Raw genomic sequence first — 17189 nt, 5'->3', positions numbered from 1 at the left:
CCTTTAATACCATGATACGTCATGGTTCATATATATTTTTATGTCTTTGTTTGATTTTAATAGGTGATTAAACGCTTTTAAACTACCTTGGTATTTAATCGTTAATAATACTCTATAATTTTCTAAATGTTTAAGTAATACAGATGAGGTTGGACCTAAAACAGTGAGTCCCATTTTTTCTAATGAAGTCTTTAATGAGAGTGCATATTGAAAAGTCTTTAAATAACTCATACCTTCAATGCGTAGTTGTAGCACTTGATAATATGGTGGTAATTTAGAAATTCTTCTACGACTTAGTTCTTCTTTATAATATGTACTTCCATCACCTATAATGCTTTTTAAAACAAAATGAGTTGGATCATAACTTTGAATAATCAGTTTATCTTTAGTGATAAATTTTGCTTGACTAAGTAGTTCATAAGTTGCTTCATAGGCATCAAATTTGGGTAATTTTAACCACTGATCAATCATCAAAATACCCACTAAATCTATTTTATCTTCTAAATTAGATTTCAGTGCCATCTGTGTACCTACAATGATATCGATTTGACTAAGATCTTCAATTTTATCATGATAGGTCTTATTACTAATCGCCTCACTATCAACTTTTAATATCTCTTTTGAAGGATATGCTTTATGTAAGTAGGTTATAAGTTGATCAATACCACTACCTACAGACTTCACTGTATGTTTACCACATACAGGGCATGTTTTAGTAAACTCAAGTTGATATTTTGTCAAATTAGATTTTAAAATATTTTGTTTTTCATCAAATCTTAAAGGGATTCCAGTTTCTGGATCTACCGGTACATGCGAACATGTCCTACACATTACAAAGGGTGCATACCCTTTTTGGTTTAATATTAATAATACTTTTTTATTTTGATCTAATGTATTTAATATGGCATCATTTAAACTTAGACTAACTAACTTGGTATTTCCTTTTTTTAGTTCTTCTTTCATGTCTATAAGTTCAATGGATTTATAGACTTCTTCTTGTAGGTTTAGTAACTCATGTGTTTTTTGTTGTATCTTTATATAATTGTCTAAGGATATTGAACTCGCACTTAAATAAAGTGGTATACCATGATATCTAGCTCTTATTTCAGCAATCTCTAATGCATGATAATAAATGCCTTCATGTGCACGGTAACTGTGATTATTACTATCCGTTATGATGATTAAACCTAGATCACTAAAACTTGTAAATACAGATGAACGTGCACCGACGACAATTTTAGTTTCATTATCTAAAATTGCACTGTACTTTAACATCATTTGTTTATCTGTTTGACCACGATTTAAACCAATAATAAGTTCTTCCCTAAAGACTTTTTCAAGTGATGACTTAACAGAATCAATCATAAAGTTTTCAGGCACCATGATAAGCACTTGCTTACCCTGTGAAATCACTTCATGAATCAAATGGAAAAAGAAAGGGTCTAATTTGGTATCTTGATACTGACTCACATAAACTTGATGTTTTGCATCCATCATATCTTTGATTTGGTCTTTCAAATCTTCATTAATCACAGGTAGTTCAGTTGTTTTGTTAAAATTAGCTACTTCTAACTTATCTGATTCATAAAATACTTCAATAACAGCTTTTTTGATTAACGTATTTACAATCGATGCACTAGAGTTTGCTACGAGATCTGCTTTTTTCATTTGTGAGTGCGCACTTAAAATATCTAGTACTTCGTGTTGTTTTGGTGTACCATGATAGTTTCTGTTATCGATTCTTACATAGGTTATTAAAGGTTTCTTATTTCTTGTCTTTAATACAGTTTTTAATTCAACTATACCTTTTTGTTCTAATGTTTTTAAACGGTTATAATAAACTTCATCTTTTTTAAGCAAAGTCCAAACACCTTGTTTGAAAAACGGTACTAAATCATCCGGTAGTTGTTTAGGTTCTAACAAAATAGCCTTTTTCTCATAATGAATTAATAACTGTTTAGGTATCACGGTTTCAAAGGCTTCTGCAATGAGCGCATTTGGGTCTTCTATCAGTTTATCCATCATTAAAAATAATTCATCATTAAAAATAGGTTCAATGTCTAATATTTCATGAACATACTTATGTGCTAAATCAGATGCACTTATAATATCATAGACAAAACCTAAACGTAATATATTATTATCTGTAAAAGGTACAATTACACGCATACCTTTTTGAATATGAAGTTGATCTTTTTCATGAACTAAATAATCAAATGTTTGATTCACACTTTGATGTTTTATATCCACAATAACACGAGCAATCATCTAGTCACCTACCATAATAAATTATATCATTTATATGCGCATTTTTACAGTTTTTAAGTGTTTTTAACACTGTTTATCTACGTTTATACAGCTGAGTGGTAAAATAAATCTAAAGTGTTCTACTGTAAGTTATTTATAAATTCATGTAACTTATAAGATAAACCTTGCTACTTTAAACTAGGTTTTTGTAAAATCTAGATGAAGGTAAGAAAATGATGATTAAAGTCTTAATTGATAAATCTGATTTGAGCCTTATAACAGATGATCTAGAATCATCTGGTTTAGACATCTTATTTGATGGTGAGACTAAAGTGGTTACAGAAACTTATAAATTAAATCATCCTGTCCTATAATAAAAATGCGAGTACTTAATTTAAAGTACTCGCATTTTTCATTATTAATTTTTATTGATATCCGAAAGTAATTTATCAATATGATTACCATACGCTAATGCTTCATCATATTTAAAGACTAAATCAGGAATTTTTCGAATGTCGTTAACTTTAGATGCTAACTTCATACGAATTTCTTTTTTACCTGCATCTAAAAGATCTTGAACTTTCTTTTTGGCTTCTACACTATCATCAATGATGGTGTAGTAAACATAACAGTAACTTTTATCTTTAGTGACTTTAGTTTCTGTAAGTGTAATATAACCAATTTGAGTGTTTTTAATCACATCATTCACTATATGAACTAATTCTCTTAAAATTCTTGAAGCTAATCGATCGACGTTAATACTCATAATTAATCTACCTCCACTTCTCTTTCAATAGACGCTTCAATCACGTCACCTTCTTTTAAATCGTTGTAGTTTTCAACGCTAAAGCCGAATTCAAATCCTTGACGTACTTCTTTAACATCATCTTTACCACGTTTTAAACTAGATAGTACACCGTTATAGATGACAACACCTTCTCTAATGACTGTAACTTTAGAATCTCTATGAATGACGCCGTTTGTAACATAACTACCAGCGATTGTTCCAATTTTAGAAATTTTAAATAATTGACGTACTTCTGCGGTACCAGTTACAACATCTTCAAAGACTGGTTCTAACATACCTTTTAGAGCCTTTTCGATGTCTTCAGTAATACGGTATACGACATTATATAATCTGATTTCAACATTCATAGATTCTGCTAGAGATTTTACTGCAGCTGTAGGACGAACGTTAAAACCAATGACGACTGCACCAGATGCAGATGCTAGTTGAACATCTGTTTCAGATATTCCACCTACACCACTACGCACGATGTTGGCTTTAAAGCCATCAACATCAATTTTATCAAGCATACCTCTTAATGCTTCAATACTACCTTGAACGTCACATTTAAGTACTAAGTTTAATACTTTTTCGCCATCATCTTGTGCACCAAACATGGATTCAAGTGAACTCGCTTTTTGTTGTTTAATATATGTTTCTTTTAGTTTTGAAGAACGTGCTTCCGCTGTTTGGCGTGCCACTCTTTCATCTTTAAATACCATGAAGATATCACCAGCTTGAGGTACTTGGTCTAAACCTGTAATTTCAACCGGTGTACCTGGAAGTGCTTCATCATAACGTTTTTTAAGATCATCATTCATTGTACGTATACGACCGAACGTATTCCCAATAACGATGATATCACCAATATGTAATGTACCATTTTCTACGATAACTGTAGCAACCGGACCTCTACCTTTATCTAGGTAAGCTTCAATAACTGTACCCATTGCATCACGTTTTGGATTTGCTTTTAAGTCTTCAACTTCTGCTAATACTAAGATAATATCTAATAAATTGTCAATTCCTAAGCGTTTTAATGCAGATACTTCAACATATGGTGTTGTACCACCCCATGCTTCAGGCGTTAAATCATGTGCTGATAAAGCACTCATAACGTTATCTGGATTTGCTGTTGGTTTATCAATTTTATTGATTGCTACGATAATAGGAACGCCTGATGCCTTGGCATGTTGTAACGCTTCAATTGTTTGTGGTTTAACACCATCATCAGCAGCCACAACTAAAACAACAATATCAGTTACTTTAGCTCCACGTGCACGCATTTCAGTAAATGCCGCGTGACCTGGGGTATCGATAAATGTAATTTTTTCACCACCATGTTCAACTTGATAAGCACCGATGTGTTGTGTGATTCCACCAGCTTCTCCTGTGACCACTCTAGATTTTCTAATAGAATCTAAAAGTGTTGTTTTACCATGGTCTACGTGACCCATAATCGTAATAATTGGACTTCTTTTAACAAGGTTTTTTGGATCGTCAATAATTTCCATTTCATCATATCTTGTTAAATCTGTGATTACTTCATCTTTAACTTCAATGCCCATATCCATAGCTATAAGTTCTACAACATCACGTTCTAAAACTTGGTTTACAGAAGTCATCATCCCTAAACCCATTAGTTTTTTAATTAAAACTGCGTTTGAGATGTCAAGTGCTTCTGCCACATCTGAAACCGTCATTTCAGATTTGAAAATTAACTCTGTTATCGCTTTTTTAGGTGCTGGTTTTTGAGTGTTTGAATAAGTAGACTTTCCAAAATTATTTTTACTTGGTCTCCTAGTGTTATTGTTATTTCTATTATTACTTCTTTGTTTTGCCATATTGCATCAACCTTTCTATTTAAGCATCATACTAAACCCTTTATCCTTTATTCCTATGACTTTAATATTTTTCTTACCTATTGCACTAGAAATATCTAGTGAGGTATGTGTATGTATTAATTGAATTTGATAAGTATTTGTTTTGTCTTTTATCTTTTTAGTTGTATTATCACTTGCATCGGTTGCAAGTAATACTAAATGTAGTTGTTTTTTTTGAAGTGCCTTAACAACTTCTTCTTGACCGATAACCACTTTTCTTGCAGCGTATGCAAGTCCTAAAGCACCTTTATTCATAATAGTTTAGCCAATTCTTCATATACGCTATCAGGAATTGTAACTTCTAATTTTCTGTCGAGCGCTTTACTCTTTTTAGCGAGTTCAATATTTTCTGCACTTAAATGAATATAAGCACCACGACCATTAGCTTTGCCCTTAGTATCAACAAAGACAAGTCCTTCTTTATTTGCTACAATGCGTACCAAATCTTTTTTAGGATGAACAGTCTTTGTAACGACACATGTACGCATTGGAATCTTTTTAACTGTTTTCATTTTAAACCCTCTTAGTAAATAATGCCTTCTTCAGCTGCTGTAGTCTCAGATTTAATATCAATAGACCAACCACTTGCTTGAACTGCTAACTTAACGTTTTGACCAAGTTTACCAATTGCTAAAGATAATTGAGCATCAGGAACGATTGCTAACGCACTCTTTTCTTTAGGATTTACTCTCGTAACCGCTACAACCGGTGCCGGTTGTAAAGAGTTACCAATCAGTTCTTGTTCATTATCACTCCATCTGAATAAATCAATTTTTTCTCCAGATAGGAATTTAGAGATTTCTTTAATACGTACGCCACCTTCACCAACTGTAGCTCCGATAACGTCAACGTTCTCGTTATTAGATTTTAAACCTACTTTAGAACGATCACCTGGATCACGTGCAATACCTAAAACTTCAATCGTACCATCTTTGATTTCTGGTACATATTCTTCAAGTAAACGAGTAACTAAAGCCACATGTGTACGAGAAACATAAATTTTAGGACCTTTAGTCTTCATTTCTACATCTGTAACATAAACTTTAACACGATCACCTACATGGAATTTATCTGTAGGTAATGCTTCCTTTTTAGGTAGCATTGTAATAACATCCTTGTTGATTTCAATACGGTAGAAGTCTTTTTCTTCTTCTAAGACTCTAGCTGTTACCATTTCATATTGAAGATCTTTTAATCCTTGATAGATATTTTCTTTCTTAATTTGATTTAAAACTTCATTGAATCTATGTTTTAAGTCACGGCTTGCATTATAGCTAAATTCACTTGGTTCAATTTTAACTTCTAAAACCTCACCTGCTTTAGCTGATTTCTTTAATGCTTTAGCATCTTCTAATTTTAAGAAAGTATACTTTTTATCTAGTTCTAAATTAAGTTCACCTTCAGGTAAAACATAATATTGACCATAGATTAATAATTCATGTTTTTCTTCTTTAAATTCTACACGGCATGTTTGTACACCTAATTGCTTTTTACATGCAGCAATTAATCCTTGCTCAAAAGCATGGAATACTTGTTCTTTATTTAAGTCGTTATCTTCAGCGACTTCTTCTATATTTTGGAAAAATGCTTTACTGATCATTTTTTATTCTCTCCTTTTAAAATTTAACCGCTTGGCGGATAAATCTTATGTTTTCATATTTAATTTGTAGTTTTTTTGGACGACCTTTAATGAAAAAACTAATGTGTAATTCATTATCAATCACATCATTTAAAGTAGCATTACCTGTGTATGCATCACTTTCTAAATATACATACCCGCCAACATGTCTTTGAACTTCTTCTAAATTCCTTAGTTCTTTTTCAATACCAACAGTTGACATTTGTAAATAATAGTCATCATCTAAATCATCATTTATATAATCTAGAACTTCCATATGCACTTTTTCTAAATGCTCATGATCAAGTGTTGCATCAAGTAAAATCGTAAGAATTTTTTCCTTACCCATTTTTTCTTCAAATATATCATAAATTATGATATCTTTTGGATCTAGTATGGATTTTACTTTTTCTTTAATTACATTAATATTCATATACATTACCTCTTCAAAAAAGAAGTGAGAACTAATACAGCCCCACTCATCTTCTATAAAAAATTATAGCATTTATACAACTAAATAACAAGATAAAAACACAAATGTGTTAAAATATTAATAGATATACTGCAAAAAATATCTATATAGGAAAAGAAATTGAAAGGACAAGATATTTACTCAAATAAATTCGAGTTAAATGTCTAAAAACACCATTATGAAAAAAGGACTATATCCAGGTTCATTTGACCCACTTACACTAGGGCATTTAGATGTTATTGAGCGTGCATCTGAACTGGTAGATGTGTTACACATCGTTATTGCAGATAACCCTAAAAAGAAGTTTTCTTTTACAGCTGAAGAACGTGTAGAGATGATAAAAAAATCTACTGCTCACATTCCCAACATATTAATTAGCTATACATCTGATTTGGTCGTAAGATATGCTGATAAACATAGTATTAAGGTACTCTTTAGAGGACTTAGAAATATTGCCGATTATGAAAACGAGTATATGTTATACCAGTTTAATAAGAATTTAAATCCAAATGTAGAAACAGTCGTATTATTCCCTTCTTCTAGAAATCATTTTGTCTCTAGTTCCAGTATTAAAGAACTTGTATATCATGATGCGGATATATCTTTATATATCCCTGAACAAATTATAGATATGGTTATAAAGAAATTATCAAAACTTAAATAATAAAAAGACCACTTGAGTGACTTGTTAAATCAAATTTAACAAAATCAAGTGGTCTTTTATTTATGATTGATATATTATATTTCTTTCGTGCTCTAGTTGATTACGGTTATCATTCCATTTAGGATCGTAACCAATAAGATTTTGACCCTTTATATAGATAGTTACCGCATTTGATTGATCAAATATATATTCACCTACATATTCTATTTGATCAGACATATGTATGGATTCTAATGTTGGCATTCTACTAAACGCAAGACTTCCAATAATAACTTTAACATCCACTGTAAATCAATCAAGAGAACTTGAATTTCGGTTCTAATATCACGTAAATCTTTCATTAAATGAGTCCCAAAGTTATCATATTATTCAATATAACTAAAACTTTAGGTTTGGACATAGGTTTTATAGATTAAAACATATGAAATCTGAAAGGCTGTAGTGTAGTTATAAAATCAAGTTATGTCTTATACCTTAGTTAATCTATTATGTAAAACAATATCCATTTGATGATTTACACATGCTTTATGATTTTTTTACCAATTTTTCAAAAGTATCAAATAATAATTTAGAAAAAGGTAATTCAATATCAATTTCAGGATGCCACTGTACTGCAAATATCGGTAATGTTTTGTGTACAATCATTTCAATGGTTCCATCTATATCTCTACCTATAACATCAAATGAATCTGCTACATCTTTAATAGCTTGATGATGATAGCTGTTTACCTTGATTAATCCTTCAAAACCAAATAAAGGATGATTTTTAATCATTACTTCATGGTTTTCCTTGATACTATTGTGAGTATTATTTAAGTCCTGTAAGTCTTGATATAATGATCCACCTGAAAATACATTAATTGTTTGGAGACCACGACAAATACCTAATAGTGGTTTTTTTGATTTAATAGCATATTCTGTAATCTGTTTATCCATTAAATCTAGTCTCATATCTACATTTTTAGATAATCCTTCATTTACTTCATTAAAATGTATAGGGTCTACATCAGTACCACCGGTAATTAAAAATCCATCACACATCTCAAAGATCGCATCATTATTTGGGTTATCCAAATTAATTTGAATCGTATTAAAGCCCCTTTGAGTAAGATGTTTAATGTATCTAGTGTTTATAAATTGTTTTTCTACACCAGACTCTGTTAGAAGTCTTGGTGTAATACCTATAAGTTTTGGCATGTTGTATTTATATACTCAAAACAATAATCATAGTTAGAGTATAACTTCCTTTCTTTCTAATCAGGTGTCCTATTTTAATACTTCATCTAAAACTCTATGAAAGTTTTTATAGGATATCTTGTCAATATCCTCTTTAGAATAGCCTAATTTGATGAGTTCATTAAGTAAATTTTTAGTGTCTCCTATTGTTTGAAGCCCTTCTACATGTGTACTTGTAACATCTTCATATAAGTAGTAACATACATCAAGCCCAATACCTACATGATCAATACCTATAAGTTTTACAATGTAGTCAATATGTTTAGCTAAATAGGAAACATTTTGATTTGTCTTTTCTGATGATATGAAATTAGCTACAGCACATACACCGATCACTCCATTTTTATCTTTAATCATTTGAAGTTGTTCATCTGTGTAGTTTCTTTTATGATTACAAAGCGCTTTTGCATTACCGTGTGTTACAACAATAGGTTTAGTTGCTAAATCAAAAACATCTTTAAATGTTTTTTCATTGGCATGGCTTAGGTCAATTAACATACCTAGTTCCATCATTTTTTCAATAACTTCTTTTCCTTTAGGTGTAAGTCCTGTTTCTACACTTGATAAACCTGTTGCATAATCATTTACTTCATTCCAAGTTAATGATGCATGACGAACACCCTTTTTGTAAAGTAGTTCTATATCTTCAGGTTTATCTAAATACTTGATACCCTCTACACCTAAAAATACACCAAATTTATTTAAACTTACTGCTTCTTTTACATCTTTCGTGTTATAGCATATTTTAAAAAGGTTCGATTTTTCCTTTATATAGTTTGTAGCTACATCAAAACAGTCATAAAAATCTGTTCTAGTACTTTTATCTGGATCGGTCCAATTCACAAAAATACTGTGTGTGATACCACTACGCTTGTAGTGATTTAAATGTCTTGTTGTAAATGGGTCTTTATTACCTATTTTTAGTTGTTCATAGATATCTGTCAAAATATCTGCATGTGCATCAAATAACATAGTGATTACCTACTTTTTATTGATATTACTTATTATTATAACATGGTTATCATAAGGTATTATATGTGACTCTTAAACATAAAGACCAGTCATCAACTGGTCTTTATAAGTTTAAATTTTATTAAAACTATACATGATATAGTGATCATATACACGATCATGTTTAAGCACATTTAAATCTTTTTGACTCTTTTGACATTCAATCGCTACACCTGTATAAAGTTCATCTTTTTTAGCATTGACTAAATCAGTGTTATTGACTTTATTTTGAGTATAAACAACAAGTGCCGGATAGTTTGTATATACTTGCATTTGGATATCTTTGGTTCTTAAGGTTGCAGTATATCTATCTTTAGGTAGTAAATAAATATCATCTAGTGCATTTTGTTCATTGATGATTAAAGGTTTAAAGGTTCTAAAATCTCTGTGTGTGCCTTCCACATCATTTTCATAAGCAAAGATCTTATGTTCATTTTGGGAAAGGTATGTTGAAGATTCAATTTTTAATTCATGATTTCTTATATGATTTGACTGCTCTAAATTAAAATATGGGTGGAAAGTTAAGTTAAGTAAAGTGTCTTTATCAGATTTAGCTTGATGCCAAACAACCAAACTACCTTGGAATATTCTATAAGTTATTAAAACATTTAAGTTACCTGGGTAACCATCTGACATGTCTTTGACATTTAATTCAAATTCTATAGAATCACTTGTATGTTTTCTAACATTAAAAGTCTTTGTACCAAATCTATTTGGACCACCATGCATGTAGCTTGGTTCACCTTTAAAGTCTACATATTTAAGTGTATCTTCAGTAGGGTATAATCTACCTGCTGTACGACCTACAGTACGTCCATAATTGAGTGTATTTTCAATAAATAAATCTTTTGTTTTAGGTGTTGCAAGTAATGGTTTAAGACGACCATTGTCTTTTAGATATATTTGATAGATGCTTGCAGCATAATCAATTGCTTCTACTTTTAAATAATCATTTTCTAATACATATGTTTTATACATGTTGTTAACTCCTTATATGATGTGTTTTGTTTTTAAAAAATCATAGAGCGCATCATGATCTACATGAGGTGCTATATATTGAAAACTGCCTTGTGCATCTTTAATCCAACGTGAATTTTCCATGATGATACCGACATCAGCTAATCGTATCATATCTAGATCGTTATGTCCATCGCCTACTGCAATCACTTGGTAATCCGGATATTTCTTCATAAGTTCTTTAAGTGCTGATGCTTTAGAAATACCTTTAGGTACGATATCAAAGCCACCATCATGCCAATGATATATTTCTAAATCTTGGTGTTGCCTAATTTCTTTTTCAAGCATCTTTTCATCTTTATGAAAGACCCACATTTGATATACATGTTGCTCTAGATAAAATGTGGGTTGTGCTTTTGGTTTTTTATCATTAAAATTATCAAATGCTTTTTTCACTTCTTTATCTATAAAGGTGACGACCTCATCATGCATACCAACCAAGCCTAGTGCAATCTTTCTTTGATTAGCTGCATCCATAATGTCTTTAACGACTTCTTTTTTAATGTGGTTTTCATTTAAGATGTGGTTATCTTCTAAAGTAATGGCACCATTGACTAAGATCTTATATTTAAAAAATGCGTCCATATCTTCTAGGACATCTAATTTTGCTAATCCTCTACCGGTTGCTAGTGCAAGTATATAATCCGGATTTACAGCTATTTCTTGAATCAGCTTTTTAGTATTTGGTAAGATTTTTCTTAAATTGGTTGATCGTAGTGTATTATCTAAATCAAATACAAATAATTTCTTCATAAGTACCTCAAACTTTACACTAACTATTTTATCATGAAACAAAAGTTTTATAATTTTGAAATTATAGTGTATAATGTAATTAAGATAATTTTACGTTACGAGGTTAAATAGATGTCAAAAAACACGTTGTTGAAAACCGGCGAAATCGGAGTTTTTGCGCTAGGTGGATTAGGTGAAGTAGGTAAAAATACCTATGTATATGAAATAAATAATCAAATTTTTGTAGTGGACGCAGGGATCCTTTTTCCCGATGATGATCTACTAGGTATTGATTATGTGATTCCAGATTATACTTATTTAAAAGAAAATGAGGACCGTATTGTAGGTTTATTCATAACGCATGGTCATGAGGATCATATTGGTGGTATACCTTATTTATTACGTCAAGTAAAGATTCCAAGAATCTATGCTTCTGGTATTGCTGTTGATTTAATTGAATATAAATTAGGTGAACATAAAGATTTACGTGCACCTAAAATTGAAGAATATAAATCATACTATACCTATAACTTTAAAGATGTGGTTGTATCCTTTATTAGATTAAACCACTCTATTCCAGATATGTTTGGAATTGTCTTTAGAACGCCTGAAGGACCATTATTCCATACAGGGGATTTTAAAATAGACTACACACCAGTAGGACCACATGCAGAATATGAAAAGTTAGCGAATTTAGGCCAAGAAGGTACGCTTCTTTTAGTATCAGACTCTACAAATGCTGAACAAGACGGTTTAATTCAATCTGAATCTAAAGTAGGACGTTCTATTAATGAACTCTTTACTAGAATCCCTGGTAGAATTATTATCGCAACCTTCGCATCAAACCTTTATAGAATCCAACAAATCATAGAAGCTGCTGAATTAACTGGTCGTAAAATCGCGGTATTTGGGCGTTCCATGGAAAGAACCATTGAAGCTGGACAACAATCTGGTTATATTAAACCTAAAAAAGGTACGATTGTCGGACCTGAGGAATTAAAGAAATATACCTTAGAAGAAACATGTATATTGGTTACAGGTTCTCAAGGTGAACCTTTAGCAGCTTTATCAAGAATTGCTAACGGATCTCACAGACAGATTAAAACTGTTAAGGGTGACACTGTAATTTTCTCTTCTTCTCCAATTCCTGGTAACCAAGATCCAATTAATAAAACAATTAACCTCTTATTTAGAAATGATGTAAACGTCATTACCCACGGACCTATTACAGATACACATACCTCAGGTCATGGTAGTGGACCAGACTTAAAACTTATGCTAACACTCGTAAAACCAAAACACTTTATTCCAATGCACGGTGAGCATCGAATGCTCAAACGTCATAAACAATTAGCAGTTGAGTGTGGTGTTGATCCAAATAATATATTAATTATGGATAACGGTGATGTTGCAGCACTTAATAAAGAAAGCATTCGTTATGCAGGTAAAGTCCAAGCCGGAGATATTTATATTGATGGTACAGGTATTGGTAATATCGGTTCTAATGTCTTAAGAGAACGAAAGATATTATCTGAAGAAGGTTTATTCTCAGTAATCTTATCTATCGACTTAGAAACTAAAACATTAATCAATGAGCCAACTGTAATCTCACGTGGTTTCATTTATATGAAGGGTAATGAAGAATTAACTTCAAGTTTAGCTAGCATGGTTAAACATATTACTTTAAGAGAATTACCAAAGAAGAGTTATAATGAACTCAACTTAAAACAAATGATTATTGATCAATTAAGTGATAAAATATATGATATCACTTTAAGAAAACCAATGATTTTACCAATTATTATGAATATATAGAACCTAAAATATAAAAAGTAGACTAAAATTCAATAGTCTACTTTTTTTTAGTTAATTATATTACTTATTGCGTTTAATACTATAAAAAATCTTTCAATTTTGAAATCATTATTCTTATTTACTTGTATTTATTAAATTCATGAATGCATCAAATACATCTTTTGTAATAATTGCATCTAATCTAGCATCATGATCTTGAACCAGTTCTTCTTCTGGCTTATAGTATTTTTTATAGGCTTGGAATAGTCCAATATCATTAGGTAAGTTAAAGTAATCTTTATGTAGTTTTAAAAGGTCAATAAACTGTTTATCACTTGTTAGTGGTTTTACTTTATGAAGATCATAACTAATATTTAGGGCTTGCACATCATTTTTACCCCATGTTACAATTTGTGGCTTATATGTTTTAATTAAAGCCTCTAAATCCATATAGAATAAATCATAATCCAGTGCTTTACCGTAATATTTATTTTCATCTAAATCAAGAAACTTAATGGTTCTTTTATTAATTGCGTCTTCTTGAACAGCTCTTACAAAATAACCATTATCTTTAATAACGTTACCTGCCTTATCCGCTAATACATAACCAACTTGAATAATTTCAGGGATATGTGGTCCTTTTTTATATCCTGGCATAGACATTTCTAAATCTAAAAATAAAAAGTATTGGTATTTTTTTAATACACGCTTCATGTCTAGTCTTAATTGTTTTAAATCATACAATACACGGTTTGGTTTTAATTGCATAATCAAGTTAAAATGAGATACCGGATAAACACTTACCTTATGATTATTCACTAACTTGATGACGGGACTAGTCACTTCAAAATCTACTAATATACCTTTTTTTAAAATGGTTAAAAATACTTTAGCTAATCGATTGGGTAAATAAAAGGTTTCCTTTTTATTATTTACAACCGCGTAAAATAATTTTTGTTTTGTATCTGTACTGTGTATAAAAGTTCTCATGAAATACCTTCCTTAATGCTTTTGATTACCTTATCAGGTAATCCAATACTTCTTAAATCTTCCGTTGATGCATTTTTAATGTCATCAATAGATTTAAAACTTGCAAGTAATTTTTTCTTACGTGTTGGACCAAGTCCAGGTATGTTATCTAAAACGGATGTATAGTCTTTCCTGTTTTTAGTCTTTTGATGGAAAGTGATTGTAAATCTATGGACTTCTTCTGAGAGTTGTCCTAAAAACTGATAGAGTGGTGATTTTTTATCCAAAATAGTAACCTCATTTTGGATAACATAGCCCTCTAGCATGTGATACTTATCTTTTTTCAAACCTAAAATAGGTATATCTAAATTAAATAATTGTATCACTTCGTAAGCTGCAGAAACTTGCCCCTTACCACCATCCACACAAATTAAATCAGGTAGTTTTTGTTTTTCAACTAACAGTCTTTGATATCTGCGGTAAAGTACTTCCTTCATGGCTTGGTAGTCATCATTGGTCGTAGTTTTTAAGTGAAACTTACGATACATCTTGCGTTCAAAATGATAATCTTTCCAAACTATCATACCAGAAATAGGTGCTGTTCCAAAAAGGTGCGCATTATCAAACACTTCAATATATGATATTTTTTTATCAAATATTTGTTCTAATGCTTCTATTTGTTCACCTAACTTTTCTTCTTTTGCTCGGTATAGTTTATAGTAATGTGTTAAATCTTCTAATGCATTCTTATGTGCTAAATCAACTAGTTTTTTCTTATCTCCAATTTTAGGTACAACCACTTTATTTTTAAAGTACATTTGTAGTTCTTTTAAAGAGATTTGTTGATCAAACACTAATTCATCGGGTAATAAAAACTTATCATAATAATTTTTAATATATGTTAAAAATGTTTCATAAGGATCTGTCATATAAGATATCACATTTTTATGTGTATCTAATATACGTCCTTGACGCATCATTAAAATTTGAATCGCCATATCATCTTCGTTATATGCAAAACTTATGAAGTCTCTATCTTTATAATCATTCAGAGTCATAATTTGTTTTTCAGTTGTATCTTTTACAGCTAAAATCATATCACGGTATTCTACTGCACGCTCAAACTCTAAATCTTCTGATGCTTGTTTCATACGATCTTCAAGTTCATTTAAGACTTCTTTAGTGTCACCTTTTAAAAACCTAGTAATACGTTCAATATTTGGTTTATAGTCCACCTTTTCGTGTGCACAAGGGCCTAAACATAAACCCATATGATAATATAAACACGGTTTACTATCTACTGGATTACAACGTCTTAATGGATATAGGCGTTGTAGTAGTTTTAGTGTTTCTCTTGCTGATTTTGAGTTTGGATAAGGTCCAAATAAAGTTTTAGTCTTATCAACTTCAATATATCTTGATACGACAAGCATGGGATCTTTTTCGTTTGTAATTTCAAGATACGGGTAACTTTTATCATCAATTAAGCGAATATTATAAAGTGGTGCATATTTTTTGATTAAATTGTATTCTAAAATAAGCGATTCTTGTTCGGAGTTTGTGACGATATAATTAAAATCACTAATCTCTGAAATTAGTTTCTCTGTTTTAGCATTGTGAGCGCCTCTAAAATATGAACTTACTCTATTTTTTAAATTTTTAGCTTTACCAACATAAATGACTTCACCTGATTGATCAAGCATCATGTAACAACCTGGTTCAGTTGGTAATATTGATAGTTTTTCTTTCAAAAAAATCACCTTGTTTATATTATACTAAAATTGTGTTCACTTATTGATAAATCACGAACATTCTATAATCTTTTAACATATTTTAATAAAAAAACTGTTATGCTCATTAGTCAATGAACGTAACAGTTACTTTACCATTTGCAATTTCTTCTAACGCTTTGCCTACACTTGTGACTGATTTGGAATCTTTAACATCCAAATTTTCTCTTTCAATGATATGAGCAACTTTACTTGCTGCATATACTAATTTATACTTAGAATCAATCTTTTCTAATAGTACGTCAATTGTTGGGTAGTTTAAACCATGTTTTCTTTTTTTCATGTTATTCCTCCATTAACTGTTGATATTTTTGAATCGTTCTTTGAGTACGTGCATGTTCTGCACGAATGATTGCCATAATACGATCTGCAGCATTATTTACATCATCATTTACTACGATATAATCATATTTATATGCTAATTTAAATTCACTTTCAGCTTTTTGAAATCTCTTATTTACAATTTCAGGTGTATCCGTTCCACGTTGACTTAATCGCTCATATAAAGCTTTTTTGCTTGGTGGTACTAAGAATATAAAGACAGCTTCTTTCATGCGTTCACGTACTTGAAGTGCACCATCTACTTCAATTTCTAATACAACTTCTTTACCCTTATCAAGCATTTCTTCAACTTTGTCTTTTGGTGTGCCATAATAGCTACCTACAAACTCTGCATACTCTAAAAATCTGTCTTGACGAATCATCTCTTCGAAGGATGCACGACTTACAAAATAATAGTCTTTGCCATCGACCTCGCCGACTCTTGGTGCTCTTGTTGTAACTGATACAGAATATTCTAGGTTATGGTTCTTCATGTCAAAAAGCGCTTTACGCACTGTACCTTTTCCAACTCCAGATGGTCCGGATATGACGATGAGTAATCCACGATCATTTAGTTTCATGCGACTCTCCTAACTCTTCGTTTAATTTATTATATACGAAAGTTTGGTTTATGTAAATAGTTTCAGA

General features: G+C 30.9%; 19 protein-coding genes. 3 read left to right on the top strand and 16 right to left on the bottom strand.

From position 1 onward, the window contains the following. Nucleotides 1–3: 3 nt before the first annotated feature. The gene (gene priA, locus IY230_RS03000; protein ID WP_196369852.1) at nt 4–2268 is read right to left on the bottom strand and encodes a replication restart helicase PriA; all 2265 of its coding nucleotides are present in this window, start codon (nt 2266–2268) and stop codon (nt 4–6) included. Nucleotides 2269–2480: 212 nt separating this feature from the next. On the opposite strand from priA, the gene IY230_RS02995 reads away from it, so the two are divergent. Then, nucleotides 2481–2621 (top strand): hypothetical protein, encoded by a 141-nt coding sequence (locus tag IY230_RS02995; RefSeq protein ID WP_196369851.1) that lies wholly within the window; start codon nt 2481–2483, stop codon nt 2619–2621. Between the two features lie 44 nt (nt 2622–2665). On the opposite strand, the gene rbfA is transcribed toward IY230_RS02995, so the two are convergent. From rbfA to IY230_RS02965, 6 genes are read right to left on the bottom strand one after another with little or no spacing between them, the layout of a single operon-like run. After that, on the bottom strand, nt 2666–3013 hold the full coding sequence (rbfA, locus tag IY230_RS02990) for a 30S ribosome-binding factor RbfA (protein WP_196369850.1): 348 nt from the start codon (nt 3011–3013) through the stop codon (nt 2666–2668). 2 nt (nt 3014–3015) lie between these two features. Continuing rightward, a complete protein-coding gene (gene infB, locus IY230_RS02985; protein ID WP_196369849.1) occupies nt 3016–4878 on the bottom strand; it encodes a translation initiation factor IF-2 in 1863 nt (620 codons plus the stop codon). A 15-nt stretch (nt 4879–4893) separates the two neighbouring features. Beyond that, nucleotides 4894–5172 carry a L7Ae/L30e/S12e/Gadd45 family ribosomal protein gene (locus IY230_RS02980; RefSeq protein ID WP_012242272.1) on the bottom strand — a complete coding sequence of 93 codons (279 nt, stop codon included), beginning with the start codon at nt 5170–5172 and terminating at the stop codon, nt 4894–4896. Further along, nucleotides 5169–5429 carry an RNase P modulator RnpM gene (gene rnpM, locus IY230_RS02975; RefSeq protein WP_196369848.1) on the bottom strand — a complete coding sequence of 87 codons (261 nt, stop codon included), beginning with the start codon at nt 5427–5429 and terminating at the stop codon, nt 5169–5171. Before rnpM ends, IY230_RS02980 begins: the two co-directional genes overlap by 4 nt. An 11-nt stretch (nt 5430–5440) precedes the next feature. Next, entirely contained in the window at nt 5441–6517 is a 1077-nt protein-coding gene (gene nusA / locus IY230_RS02970; RefSeq protein ID WP_196369847.1) for a transcription termination factor NusA, read from the bottom strand. A gap of 16 nt (nt 6518–6533) precedes the next feature. Then, nucleotides 6534–6968: a ribosome maturation factor RimP gene (locus tag IY230_RS02965; protein WP_196369846.1), complete on the bottom strand. Its 435-nt coding sequence runs from the start codon at nt 6966–6968 to the stop codon at nt 6534–6536. Nucleotides 6969–7185: 217 nt separating this feature from the next. Between IY230_RS02965 and coaD the strand changes: the two genes are divergently transcribed. Then, entirely contained in the window at nt 7186–7671 is a 486-nt protein-coding gene (coaD, locus tag IY230_RS02960; protein WP_041634602.1) for a pantetheine-phosphate adenylyltransferase, read from the top strand. Between the two features lie 60 nt (nt 7672–7731). On the opposite strand, the gene IY230_RS02955 is transcribed toward coaD, so the two are convergent. The 5 genes from IY230_RS02955 to IY230_RS02935 all read right to left on the bottom strand — a co-directional run bounded on the left by IY230_RS02955 (nt 7732) and on the right by IY230_RS02935 (nt 11688). After that, entirely contained in the window at nt 7732–7956 is a 225-nt protein-coding gene (locus tag IY230_RS02955) for a hypothetical protein (RefSeq protein ID WP_196369845.1), read from the bottom strand. 240 nt (nt 7957–8196) lie between these two features. Then, entirely contained in the window at nt 8197–8868 is a 672-nt protein-coding gene (locus IY230_RS02950) for a gamma-glutamyl-gamma-aminobutyrate hydrolase family protein (protein WP_196369844.1), read from the bottom strand. 69 nt (nt 8869–8937) lie between these two features. Beyond that, nucleotides 8938–9879, bottom strand: coding sequence for a dipeptidase (locus IY230_RS02945; protein WP_196369843.1), 942 nt, complete (start codon nt 9877–9879; stop codon nt 8938–8940). Nucleotides 9880–9990: 111 nt separating this feature from the next. After that, a complete protein-coding gene (locus IY230_RS02940) occupies nt 9991–10896 on the bottom strand; it encodes an aldose epimerase family protein (RefSeq protein WP_196369842.1) in 906 nt (301 codons plus the stop codon). A gap of 12 nt (nt 10897–10908) precedes the next feature. Further along, complete coding sequence (locus tag IY230_RS02935) at nt 10909–11688, bottom strand: HAD family hydrolase (protein WP_196369841.1); 780 nt, start codon at nt 11686–11688, stop codon at nt 10909–10911. Between the two features lie 111 nt (nt 11689–11799). On the opposite strand from IY230_RS02935, the gene IY230_RS02930 reads away from it, so the two are divergent. Next, nucleotides 11800–13482: a ribonuclease J gene (locus IY230_RS02930; protein ID WP_012242262.1), complete on the top strand. Its 1683-nt coding sequence runs from the start codon at nt 11800–11802 to the stop codon at nt 13480–13482. Between the two features lie 114 nt (nt 13483–13596). Here the strand turns inward: IY230_RS02930 and IY230_RS02925 are convergent, their stop codons facing one another. The 4 genes from IY230_RS02925 to gmk all read right to left on the bottom strand — a co-directional run bounded on the left by IY230_RS02925 (nt 13597) and on the right by gmk (nt 17122). Further along, nucleotides 13597–14451 carry a hypothetical protein gene (locus IY230_RS02925; protein ID WP_196369840.1) on the bottom strand — a complete coding sequence of 285 codons (855 nt, stop codon included), beginning with the start codon at nt 14449–14451 and terminating at the stop codon, nt 13597–13599. Next, complete coding sequence (uvrC, locus tag IY230_RS02920; protein ID WP_196369839.1) at nt 14448–16181, bottom strand: excinuclease ABC subunit UvrC; 1734 nt, start codon at nt 16179–16181, stop codon at nt 14448–14450. The genes IY230_RS02925 and uvrC overlap by 4 nt, the downstream gene beginning before the upstream one ends. 106 nt (nt 16182–16287) lie before the next feature. After that, nucleotides 16288–16503 (bottom strand): DNA-directed RNA polymerase subunit omega, encoded by a 216-nt coding sequence (gene rpoZ, locus IY230_RS02915; RefSeq protein ID WP_012242258.1) that lies wholly within the window; start codon nt 16501–16503, stop codon nt 16288–16290. 1 nt (nt 16504) lies between these two features. Further along, a complete protein-coding gene (gene gmk / locus IY230_RS02910; RefSeq protein ID WP_196369838.1) occupies nt 16505–17122 on the bottom strand; it encodes a guanylate kinase in 618 nt (205 codons plus the stop codon). Nucleotides 17123–17189: the final 67 nt, after the last annotated feature.

It is taken from the genome of Acholeplasma laidlawii (assembly GCF_015709225.1).
GTDB lineage: Bacteria > Bacillota_I > Bacilli_A > Acholeplasmatales > Acholeplasmataceae > Acholeplasma > Acholeplasma laidlawii_A.
The sequence above is the reverse complement of the archived record's forward strand: the minus strand, read 5'-3'. Positions and strand labels throughout refer to the sequence as shown.